The sequence below is a fragment of the Tenacibaculum bernardetii genome, from assembly GCF_029125915.1.
GTDB lineage: Bacteria > Bacteroidota > Bacteroidia > Flavobacteriales > Flavobacteriaceae > Polaribacter > Polaribacter bernardetii.
In genome coordinates, this window is the sequence record NZ_JAQJCU010000012.1 from 1 (window position 1) to 11,689 (window position 11,689).

At 31.3% G+C, this 11,689-nt stretch carries 12 protein-coding genes; 4 read left to right on the forward strand and 8 right to left on the reverse strand.

Annotated features, from left to right (window positions below):
* The first annotated feature begins 88 nt into the window (after positions 1-88).
* Entirely contained in the window at positions 89-340 is a 252-nt protein-coding gene (rpsT, locus tag P2G10_RS10265; RefSeq protein WP_218772214.1) for a 30S ribosomal protein S20, read from the forward strand.
* 187 nt (positions 341-527) lie between these two features.
* Here the strand turns inward: rpsT and rodA are convergent, their stop codons facing one another.
* The 8 genes from rodA to P2G10_RS10305 all read right to left on the reverse strand — a co-directional run bounded on the left by rodA (position 528) and on the right by P2G10_RS10305 (position 8,482).
* Positions 528-1,805, reverse strand: a complete 1,278-nt coding sequence (gene rodA, locus P2G10_RS10270) for a rod shape-determining protein RodA (protein WP_275316476.1) — start codon at positions 1,803-1,805, stop codon at positions 528-530.
* Entirely contained in the window at positions 1,786-3,669 is a 1,884-nt protein-coding gene (gene mrdA, locus P2G10_RS10275) for a penicillin-binding protein 2 (RefSeq protein ID WP_275316477.1), read from the reverse strand. The genes rodA and mrdA overlap by 20 nt, the downstream gene beginning before the upstream one ends.
* A 54-nt stretch (positions 3,670-3,723) precedes the next feature.
* Entirely contained in the window at positions 3,724-4,230 is a 507-nt protein-coding gene (mreD, locus tag P2G10_RS10280) for a rod shape-determining protein MreD (protein ID WP_218772217.1), read from the reverse strand.
* Positions 4,223-5,029, reverse strand: coding sequence for a rod shape-determining protein MreC (mreC, locus tag P2G10_RS10285; protein ID WP_275316478.1), 807 nt, complete (start codon positions 5,027-5,029; stop codon positions 4,223-4,225). The genes mreD and mreC overlap by 8 nt, the downstream gene beginning before the upstream one ends.
* Positions 5,030-5,049: 20 nt before the next feature.
* Positions 5,050-6,078, reverse strand: coding sequence for a rod shape-determining protein (locus P2G10_RS10290; RefSeq protein ID WP_218772219.1), 1,029 nt, complete (start codon positions 6,076-6,078; stop codon positions 5,050-5,052).
* 82 nt (positions 6,079-6,160) lie between these two features.
* The gene (purH, locus tag P2G10_RS10295) at positions 6,161-7,687 is read right to left on the reverse strand and encodes a bifunctional phosphoribosylaminoimidazolecarboxamide formyltransferase/IMP cyclohydrolase (RefSeq protein ID WP_275316479.1); all 1,527 of its coding nucleotides are present in this window, start codon (positions 7,685-7,687) and stop codon (positions 6,161-6,163) included.
* Positions 7,688-7,824: 137 nt separating this feature from the next.
* Positions 7,825-7,950, reverse strand: a complete 126-nt coding sequence (locus tag P2G10_RS10300; RefSeq protein WP_255554302.1) for a hypothetical protein — start codon at positions 7,948-7,950, stop codon at positions 7,825-7,827.
* 79 nt (positions 7,951-8,029) lie between these two features.
* Positions 8,030-8,482 (reverse strand): GAF domain-containing protein, encoded by a 453-nt coding sequence (locus P2G10_RS10305; protein ID WP_275316480.1) that lies wholly within the window; start codon positions 8,480-8,482, stop codon positions 8,030-8,032.
* A gap of 110 nt (positions 8,483-8,592) precedes the next feature.
* On the opposite strand from P2G10_RS10305, the gene P2G10_RS10310 reads away from it, so the two are divergent.
* Genes P2G10_RS10310 through P2G10_RS10320 form a run of 3 tightly spaced genes read left to right on the forward strand, consistent with a single transcriptional unit; the run spans position 8,593 to position 11,678 of the window.
* Positions 8,593-9,000, forward strand: a complete 408-nt coding sequence (locus P2G10_RS10310; RefSeq protein WP_275316481.1) for an HYC_CC_PP family protein — start codon at positions 8,593-8,595, stop codon at positions 8,998-9,000.
* 55 nt (positions 9,001-9,055) lie between these two features.
* Positions 9,056-11,305 (forward strand): TonB-dependent receptor, encoded by a 2,250-nt coding sequence (locus tag P2G10_RS10315; RefSeq protein ID WP_275316482.1) that lies wholly within the window; start codon positions 9,056-9,058, stop codon positions 11,303-11,305.
* Position 11,306: 1 nt separating this feature from the next.
* The gene (locus P2G10_RS10320) at positions 11,307-11,678 is read left to right on the forward strand and encodes a heavy-metal-associated domain-containing protein (protein WP_275316483.1); all 372 of its coding nucleotides are present in this window, start codon (positions 11,307-11,309) and stop codon (positions 11,676-11,678) included.
* Positions 11,679-11,689 lie beyond the last annotated feature (11 nt).

Below are 11,689 nucleotides of genomic sequence, written 5' to 3' on the forward strand. Positions count from 1 at the left end.
TAGGACGCATGGTTTTCATCCATGTAACACGGGTTCGATTCCCGTACGGACTACAAAGTTTTTTATAAACAATTAAGAATCTAGTATAATGGCAAATCACAAGTCAGCAATAAAAAGAATTAGAAGTAACGACGCTAAGCGTTTAAGAAACAAATATCAGCATAAAACAACTCGTAATGCTGTTAGGAGATTAAAAGCGTCTGAAGACAAGAAGGAAGCAGAAGGTATGTTTTCTACTGTTGTATCTATGTTAGATAAATTAGCTAAAAATAACATTATTCACAAGAATAAAGCAGCTAACTTAAAATCTAAATTAGCTAAGCACGTTGCATCTTTATAAGACAATTTAAAGCTACAAAATAAAAAAACGCTTCGATTTTATCGAAGCGTTTTTTTGTGCTCTTTTGTTTGATGTAAATAAGATGTTTGATTTATGGTATTATGGTATAGATTTTACTAAAAACCCTTTTAGAATGAAGTGTATTAAGTTTTATCCTTGTGTCTGGTAGAGATTAATAGTAGTTGTTTTACCAATCGTATTTCTTGTGAGCGTCTAATCTTATGAAAATAAATAGGAGTAGTGTAAAACCCCATAAAGAAGAGCCTCCGTAACTGAAAAAAGGTAAAGGGATTCCGATAGTTGGTAGTAAGCCTATAACCATACCTATATTTACAATTAAGTGAAAGAATATGATAGAGGCTATGCCATAACCGTATATACGGCTAAATTTATTATTTTGCTTTTCTGATAAGTATATAATACGATATAAAAGTAACATAAATAGTATTATTACGAGAGAACTTCCTAAGAATCCCCATTCTTCCCCAACTGTACTATATATATAATCTGTATGTTGCTCAGGAACAAAATCTCCTTGTGTTCGATCGCCTTGTAAGAAACCTTTACCAAAAAAACCACCAGAACTAATTGTTAATTCTGATTGATAAGAGTTGTATCCAATTCCTTTTGTATCTGTAACCTTTCCTAATAAAATATCAAATCTGTCTTTTTGATGTTGTTCTAGAATGTTATCATACATATAGCCAATGCCAAAAACAAATAAACTTGTAAATATATACAGAGCAACTATTCTAAAGGCGTTAAACCTAATAAATCGTTTATTTTTATATACAGCATAGATGGTTGCAAGAGTGATGAGGGCTAAACAAATAATAAGGATTAGTTTGGCTCCGAAATAAATAGTTAATATAAATAAAAGTATAGATACGGCACCAAATATTAAATATACTAAACTTAATCCCTCTCTGTTTAAGACAAAAAAGAAAGCAAAGTAAATTAAAACAGAACCCATATCTGGCTGTAATGCAATAAGAAATGCAGGTAAAAATATTATAACAAATGTTTTTACTTGGTTTTTTATTAGTTTTAAGTTGTACTTACGGTCACTCATTAGTTTAGCAAGCGCTAATGCAGTAAATGCCTTTGCAAATTCTGAAGGTTGTAAACCAATGCCACCGAAATTATACCAAGATGTAGCTCCGTTAATTTTTTTTCCGAAAACAAAAACCCCGGCTAGTAGTATTAAAGAGAATATATATAAAACACTTGCAAATTGCTCGTAAAATTTCGAATTAAAGAAAAGAATAAGAATAATAACAGGAATCGTTAAGGATATAAAAATTAATTGTTTCCCGTACTTAGTAGAAAAGTCGAAAAAATCTCTAGTTTCATCTGTTGATGAAGATGCGTAAATATTCATCCAGCCGAAACCAACAAGTATAATATAGATAAAAACTAGCAGCCAATCGATGCCTTCAAATATGTTATTTCGTTCCTGACGCAAGGGTATCTTTCTTTTTAATTAATTTATCATATTCTTTTTGAAGACTCATATTAATCATACGGTCTTCAAGGCGCTTATTTGTAATTGAGCCTCTAAGGTATTTTTCAATGAGAAGGCTAGTTACTGGTCCTGCTATTGTTGAGCCATACCCTCCATTTTCTACAAAAATTGCAATAGCGATTTTAGGATTATCTTTAGGGGCAAAAGCAATAAAAATAGAATGATCTTGGGCTTGTACCTTTTCTCCATCTATCATTTTAATTTTATTTTCAGCAGTTCCTGTTTTTCCACAAATTTCAATTCCTTTTATTTGATACCACTTAGCGGTTCCGTATGTAAAAACTTCGTGCATTGCTTCGATAGCGATAGGAAAATGTTTAGGGTCTATAGTAGTATTTCTACGGGTAGAATATGCAGAATCTGTAACTGTTTTATTATCAATTTTTTTTACAATATGTGGTGTGTAAAAGTAACCTTTATTAGCAATTGCAGCAGTCATGTTTGCTAGTTGCATAGGAGTTGCAAGTATTTCACCCTGACCAATTGAGTTTGAAATAGTATAGGTTGATTGCCATTTATTTTTATACCACTTGTTGTAAAAATCAGCATTAGGTACCATTCCTTTTCTTCCTGCAGGTAAGTCATAGCCAAGGTAATTTCCGAGACCAAAACTTTCAACGTGTTTGTTCCAGTTTTCCATTCCTTCTTTAGGATCACCAGTTTTATCAATAATTTTCTTATAAGTTGTGGCAAAATAACTATTACATGATTTGGCAATAGCGGTTTTTAAACGAATTGGTCTACCTGTAATACCACAGTGGCACCCCATGAACTCATTTTTACGTGCTCCGTATCTGTATCCATGGTGACAATACACACCAAAGTCTTTATCAATAACCTCTTCTTGTAAGCCAATTAATCCATTCAGAATTTTAAATGGAGAGCCAGGAGGGTACATAGCTTGCAATCCACGGTCAAAAGTTGGCATGTTTATGGTATCATTAAATAATTTTACTGAATTAGGAGATCTTTTTCTACCAACCAATAAATTAGGGTCGTAAGAAGGTGCTGTTATTAAAGCTAAAATCTCACCAGTTTTTGGTTCGATAGCTACAATACCACCTCTTTTTCCTTTCATTAATAATTCGCCGTATTGTTGTAATTCGCTATCAATAGTAAGTGTTAAATCTTTACCGGTAACAGCAAGTGTATCGAATTTACCATCTTTATACGAACCGGTAATTTTATTTAAGTTATTTCTTTTAAAACGCTTTTTACCTTTAACACCTCTAAGAACTCCTTCGTATTGTTTTTCTACACCAAGTTTACCTATTAACTCTCCTTGTTCATAGTAATCATTTGTTCTTGCTTTTTTTTCGTTTACTTCAGCAATAAAACCTAAAATATTGGCGCCAGTATCAATAGGGTAATTTCTAATAATACGTTTTTGAATGTAAAAACCTTTGTATTTTGGTAGTTTTTCTTGTAGATAAGCAAAATCTTCTTTCGCTAATTGTTTTAGAAACTTAGAAGGTAGCCATCGAGCATATTTTTCAGCTTTGTTATATCTTTTTTTAAAGTCTTCTTTTGTTATTTTTAAAAGGGCGCAAAACTCTAGAGTATCTAATGGTTCCACATCTTTAGGAACTACCATTACATCATATGATAATTGATTTGCTACTAATAATTTGTTATTACGATCGTATATATAACCACGTTCTGGGTAATCATATTCAATCTTAACAGCAGAGCTTTGTGCTGGGTTTTGGTCTGTGCCACGAATAACTTGCAATTGAAACAACCTAACAATATAAATTAGTCCAATAAGGGTGATTAAAAATATAAGTAAGAAACTACGTTTCATTTATTATTAGTGATTTTACTAGTTAAAAAGAAATAGTTTTTAGTTTAAGAAGACTTAAGTTAGCTTTTTTCTAAATATAAAGCGACCTAAAAAATACAATACTAACGTAAACACACTCGAATATATTGTGTTTAGAAGTACTTCTGATAAATTGTAAAAACTAAAGTTAACTAAACTAAATAAAATGAAGTGGTGAATTAGTGTTAAAATTACGGTATAATTAAAAACTTTATCAAATGTTTCGAGCCTTAAACTGAATAATAAATAATCAGGTTCGTGCTTTTTAAAGATTGTTTTGATAAAAAAAAGCCTTATATAAGCGATACATAAAATAGAAAAACCATGTATTCCGCCTGAGTTAGAAAAAGCATCAACAGATAATCCTAATATAAAGGCTAAAGTTAAAAAAGGAAATCTATTAGAGTTTAAAGGGTATAAAAAAACAAAGACAATGTACAAGTACGGATTTACATACCCCAAAAATAAAACATTGTTTAGCACAAGTACTTGTAATAATAAAAGGAAAAAAAATAAAAATATGATATAAATCGTTCTATTCATCTTCAATTCTTTTAATTTCTTCTTTGTTAAGACTGGTAATAATATAAATATGCCCTAAGTTAGCCATGTCGTTAAATAACTTCACATCAATAGTGTTTGAAGCAGAAAGGTTTTCAGGAACTTCACTAATAGTACCAACAGGAATTCCTTTAGGAAAAATAGTAGATTTACCACCTGTAATAATGGTATCACCTATTTTAAAAACTGCCTGGCGTGGTATATCTGTTATCTGAACACTGTTGTAATCTAGTCCGTCCCACTTTAGTGTACCATAATAATTGTTGTTCTTAAACCCAACATTAATTCTACTATTAGAATTTAAAATAGACTGTACTCTTGCGAATTTAGCGCTTGTATTATCTGTAATGCCAATAATTCCCTTACTATTTATAACAGCCATCTCAGCATTAACACCATGTGCAGAACCTCTATTTATAGTGATAAAGTTATTTGGTTTACTGTAGGAGTTATTTGTGATTTTTCCGTTAATGTATAAGAAGTTTTGGTCACTATCAATTGTTTTGCTAATAGTATCAGTAATTATAGAAAGTTGATCCAATTTATTTTTAAGACGCGTATTTTCTTCGGATAATTCTTTGTTTCTGCTTTTTAAGCTAAGGTATTCGGATAATTCTGATGATTTTTGATAAACACCACCAGTTATAAAATTAGTAGAACTAATAAATTTACTTTTATGAAAAGAATGGTTGTTAATGATTAATGCAACAGCAATAATTTCTAGAAATAGAAAAAACAAGAAGTTTTTATACCTCTGAAAGAAATAGATAATCTGTTGCATATATAATAATCATTCAATATTTATTTGATCAATACAGACTTGTATTTTTCAAGGTTTTTTAAAGCAATACCAGTTCCTCTTACTACGGCACGAAGTGGATCTTCGGCAATGTATACGGGTAAATCTGTTTTTCTAGATAAGCGTTTATCTAATCCTCTAAGCATAGAACCACCACCAGCTAAATAAATACCAGTGTTATAAATATCAGCAGCTAATTCGGGCGGAGTTTTAGATAATGTTTCCATAACAGCATCTTCAATACGTAATATCGATTTGTCTAATGCTTTTGCAATTTCTCTATAAGATACTTGCACTTGTTTAGGTTTACCACTTAATAAATCACGTCCTTGTACCATCATATCTTCTGGAGGATTGTCAAGGTCTTCAGTCGCAGAGCCAATTTGTAACTTTATTTTCTCGGCAGTAGTTTCACCAACGTGTAAATTGTGTTGTGTACGCATGTAATACATAATGTCACTCGTAAATAAATCACCAGCAACTTTTACTGATTGATCACATACAATACCAGCTAAGGCAATTACCGCAATCTCAGTAGTACCACCTCCTATATCTATAATCATGTTTCCTTTCGGCTCCATAATATCGATACCAACACCAATTGCAGCAGCCATTGGTTCGAAAATTAAATATATCTCTTTCGCATTCATATGGCGACCAGAGTCTATAACTGCTCGTTTTTCAACCTCTGTAATTCCTGAAGGAATACAAATAACCATTCGTAATGAAGGAGGAAAAAACTTCTTTTTGATAGCCGGGATTTGCTTTACAAATTCTTTAATCATCTCTTCAGATGCTTGAAAATCAGCAATCACTCCGTCTTTTAAAGGGCGTATAGTCTTTATGTTCTCGTGAGTTTTTCCTTGCATTCTGCTTGCTTCATGACCCGTGGCAATAATTTTACCAGTCAATCGGTTACGTGCAACGATGGACGGATTGTCGATAACAACTTTACCATTGTGAATGATAAGCGTGTTTGCAGTACCTAAATCGACTGCAATATCTTCTGTCATAAAATCGAAAAATCCCATATAAACTCCTTTGTTTTACCTGTTTCTAATGTATTCTCACAAATCTAATAAAAATCTGCGGGTATTTTACACTCAATGTTACTTAATGTTTAAAATGTCTTGTACCTGTAAAAACCATAGAAACATTGTTGTTATTACAGTAATCTATACTTAATTGATCTTTAATAGAACCACCTGGTTGAATTACACTTTGTATTCCTGCGTTATTTGCAATCTCTACACAATCAGGAAAAGGAAAAAAGGCATCACTTGCCATAACTGCTCCTTTTAAATCAAAATTAAAACTAGTTGCTTTGTCAATTGCTTGTTTTAAAGCATCAACTCTACTCGTTTGTCCTGTTCCGCCAGCAAGTAGTTGTTTGTTTTTTACTAAAATAATTGTATTCGATTTTGTGTTTTTACACAGCTTTGAAGCAAATAGCAAATCATCTAACTCACTTTCTGATGGTTTCGTATTTGTAGGATATGATAAATCTTCTAATTTATCAGTAATGTTATCTTTATCTTGTATTAAAACTCCGTTTAACGCAGTTCTAACAGTTTGGGTAGGTAATGTTACTGCTTTCTGAATTAATAAAACCCTGTTTTTCTTACCTTTTAAAATTTCTAAAGCATCGGAGTCATAAGAAGGAGCAATTACTACCTCGCAAAATAGTTTATGAATTTCTTCGGCGGTAACTTTATTTATTTTAGTATTTGATATTAAAACACCTCCAAAAGCAGAAGTAGGATCACCTGCCAAGGCATCTACATAAGCTTGGTGAATTGTTTTTCTTTGTGCGAAACCACATGCGTTATTGTGTTTTAAAATAGCGAAAGTTGGTGCTTCACCCGAAAACTCGTTCATTAAGTTAACTGCAGCATCAACATCTAAAAGATTGTTATAGCTTAATTCTTTACCATGTAATTTATCGAACATAGCCTCTAAGTCACCAAAGAAATATCCTTTTTGATGTGGGTTTTCACCATATCTTAAGGTTTTAGAGTTGGTTTCACTTGCTTTGTATACAACTTCATCTTCATTAAAATAATTAAAGATAGCCGTATCGTAGTGAGAAGAAATATTAAAAGCTTTAGCAGCTAATTTTTTTCTATCGCTAATTGATGTATTTCCGTTACTCTCTGTAATAAGGTTTAAAAAATCGCTGTATTGCTCCATTGAAGAAACAAGCACAGTGTCTTTAAAGTTTTTTGCAGCTGCACGGATTAATGAAATACCTCCGATATCAATTTTCTCAATAATATCTTGTTCTGGAGCACCAGAAGCTACTGTTTTTTCAAAAGGATATAAATCTACAATTACTAAATCTAATTGAGGAATATTATACTCTTGCATTTCAGTAACATCACCTTCATGATCCTGGCGATTTAAAATACCTCCAAATACTTTAGGGTGTAATGTTTTTACGCGACCTCCTAAAATTGAAGGATAAGAAGTTACCTCTTCTACAGGTACCACGTTAATTCCTAAATCTTTTATAAATTTCTCAGTTCCTCCGGTAGAGTATATAGTAACACCTAAATCATTAAGTTTTTTTACTATAGGGGCTAATCCGTCTTTATGAAATACCGAAATTAGGGCAGATTTAATAGTTTTTGTATTGTTCATTGTTGTTGTGTTGTTAAGTGAACAAAGCTACTAAAACAGTAAAGGTTATACAATAATTATTTTTGCTTATTGTAAAACGAAAACACCACCAAATCTCTAAGAGATTTGGTGGTGTTTTTTGCAAAAAAACAAAAGTATTATTCAGCGTTTTCTAAGAAATCGTGAAACCATACTGTAATTTTTTCGAAAAAAGATTGTCGTGTTTTTGTACGAGCATTAGGATTGCCTAACGCAGCATAAGAGGGATATTCTTTGGTACTCATAATTTAGGGGATTATGTGGGGTTAATAAGAATACAAACTTAAGAATAAAAAACCTAATAATCAAACGTTTACGTGAAATTTATATAAAAGAAGCTACTTTTTTACAAACATACTCTAATAATTCTTCGTCATTTGCCGTAAAAGGGTTAATAGTGTGAGAGTCAATGTCTATCTGACCAATGTTCTCGTTATTAACAAAAATAGGGATTACAATTTCAGATTTTACTTTCCAACCACAAGAAATATAATTATCTTGTTCTTTGGTGTCTTGTACTACAAAATTTTCATTACTAACCGCAACTTGTCCACAGATACCTTTACCAAAAGGTATAATCGTATGTTCTGTAGGTTCGCCATTAAATTCAGCTAATTTTAATTCCTCTTTATCTCCATTTCTAAAGTAAAAACCTACCCAATCGTAATATGAAACTTCAGCAGCTAAGTAATCGCAAATTTGCTGTAACTTCTCTCCTTTAATAGCATTGCTTTCAGTTATCTGATCTATATTATTTTTTAATTCTTGTAAATTCATTATTGATACGTTTTTTAGTCTTATTCGTAATTCGAGCTAATAACTTACAAAAATAGTTTTAACAATTGTTTTAAAAAACAAATTTTTAATTTTTCGTATCTTTGCATTTAATGAAACAAGTAATTACTAAAATATCAACCATAACATTAGCCTTATTAGTGTTGTTTTCTACCTTTTCTTTTACGGTAGCTAAACATTATTGTGGTGATTTTTTAGTTGATGTTTCTTATGTAGGAGAAACTGGTAGTTGTAATGAAGGTGAAAAAGATGATTGCGCAACAGTAATTAAAAAGAAATGCTGTAAAGATGAAGTGCATCAGATAGATGGACAGGATAAAATACAAAAAGTATCTTCAAAAAAAATAAGTTTTCAGCAAGTTAAATTATTTGTAGCTTTTTATAGCTCTTACGATTTGTTATTTGAAAACGATGAAAATCAACCCAATTTTCATCAATATTATTCTCAACCTGATTTAGTTTATGATATTCAGGTACTTCACGAAGTATATATTATATGATTTTATAATTCTTTTAAATAAGTAAGAGTTGTAAAATTTAATATGATATAAAATAATGAAAATAAATATATTCAGTATTTTAATGCTGATATCTAGTATCACCTTTGCTCAAGAGAAGTTTAAAGGTATGATTATGGATAAAAACGGACCTAAAGATAATTTAGGTGTTTACGGAGCAAGTGTGCATTGGTTGAATACTAACGTAGGCGTAACTACAAACGAAAAAGGATGGTTTACAATTCCTTATCAACAAGAGTATAAGAAATTGGTTGTTAGTTTTGTGGGTTTTAAAACGGATACTATTACGATAAATTCCTTAAAACCGATCCATCATTTTTTAACAGACAACAATACTTTAAAAGAGATAACTGTTAAGTCTAAAAAAAGTGCTACTCAAAAATCATATTTGCAAGCTCAAAATGTAATGATGATTAACAGTGCGGAATTATTAAAAGCGGCTTGTTGTAATTTAGCGGAGAGCTTTGAAACCAATCCATCAATTGATGTTAATTATTCGGATGCATTAACAGGAACAAAGCAAATTCAAATGTTAGGTTTAACGAGTCCGTATTTGTTAATTACGCAAGAAAATATTCCATCTATACGGGGTGCATCACAAGCATTTGGACTTTCTTTTACGCCAGGTACTTGGGTAGAAAGTATCCAGATAACAAAAGGTGCGGGTAGTGTTGTAAATGGTTATGAGAGTATTTCGGGACAAATAAATGCCGAATTGGTAAAGCCATATACGAATCATCGTTTTTTTGTAAATGCTTACGGATCAGCTGGAGGAAGAATGGAATTTAACACCCATTTTAATCAAAAAGTAAGTGATAAGTGGCAAACAGGTTTGTATGTTCACGGGAATTACCGAGGAGAAAAATTTGATAAAAATGATGATAATTTTTTAGATAATCCGCTAGCAAAGCAAATTAATATCATGAACCGCTGGCAGTATGTAGATGCGCAAAAAGGATGGGTGAGTTTTATTAATTTTAGATATTTAGATGATGAGAAGCAAGTAGGTGAAGTTAATTTTAATCCTGATTTAGATAAAAGTTCTACTACTGTTTGGGGAAGTGAAATTAAAACAAAACGCTTTGATACTTCTGCTAAATTGGGGTACGTTTTTCCTGATTTACCTTTTCAAAGTATGGGCGTACAGGCTGCCTATAGTAATCATAAACAAGATTCGTATTTTGGATTAAATGATTATAATATTCAACATCAAAGTTTTTACAGTAGTTTTGTTTTCAATTCAATTATAGGAGATACTAGAAGTAAGTTTAAAACAGGACTTAGTTTTACGTATGATAAGTATGACGAGTTTATAAACGTTACCACGGCAAGTAATTATGATCGTAAAGAAAACTCTGTAGGTGCCTTTTTCGAATATGCTTATGATAATGCTGATGATATAAGTATTACTGCGGGATTAAGAATTGATACACATAATATATTAGGAATCTTTGTAACGCCTCGTTTACATATTCGTTATGTACCTTGGGAACAAGGAGTATTTAGAACATCGATAGGAAAAGGAAGAAGAAGTGCAAATATTTTTGCTGAAAATCAACAATTTTTTGCGTCTTCAAGACAAGTTAATATTGATGATGTAGGAGGGGAGGTTTATGGTTTAAGTCCGGAAATAGCTTGGAATTACGGAATATCATTTTTACAAGGTTACAAATTGTTTGGTAAAAAGGGAGATATTACTTTTGATTTTTATAGAACAGATTTCGAAAATCAAGTTGTGATAGATTGGGAAAATCCGCAGGAAATATCTTTTTATAATTTAGACGGAAAAAGTGTTGCTAATAGTTTTCAGTTAGAAGTAAATCAAAATATAGTACCATATTTTAATACTCGTTTTTCATATAAATACTACGATGTAAATACGGATTATAAATCAGGGAATTTAGATAAGGCATTACAGGCAAAACATCGATTTTTTGCAAATGTTTCTTATGAGACAGAGAAAAAGGAAAATGATGCACATTGGAAATTTGATGTTACTTATAATTGGATAGGGAAGCAACGTTTACCAAACACGCAGTCAAATCCAGCTCAATACAGATTACCAGAATTTTCAAAAAGTTATAATTTGTTAAACACTCAGGTAACAAAAGTGTTTTCTAAAAAGTTTGAATTATATGCGGGAGCAGAAAATTTAACAAACTACAAACAAAAAAATCCGATATTGGGAAGCGATAATCCTTTTGGTTCAAGTTTTGATACCACAATTATATATGCGCCCGTATTTGGAAGTAATTATTACGCAGGTTTAAGATTTAAAATAGATTAAGATGAAAAAAATAGTATTAGTAATAACAGTTTTGTTGATGAGTATATCTTTATCAGCACAAGAAAAGAAGAAAAATGCCAAAGTATCTATTGATGTAGATGGTGTTTGTATGATGTGTAAAGGACGTATTGAAAAGGCAGCTTTAAATACTAAAGGTGTAAAATATGCGCAGTGGAATGTACAAACACATGAGCTAAAATTAATTATTGATGAGCGTAAAATTGATGTTAAAACGATTCAGCAAAATGTAGCAAATGTTGGTCATGATACGAAAGCAGTAAAAGCAACAAAAGAAGCTTACGATGGCTTACACGGTTGTTGTAAGTATCGAAGTGAAGAAATACAAGACGATCATAAAAAAGAAAAGAAGTAAATAAAAAAATC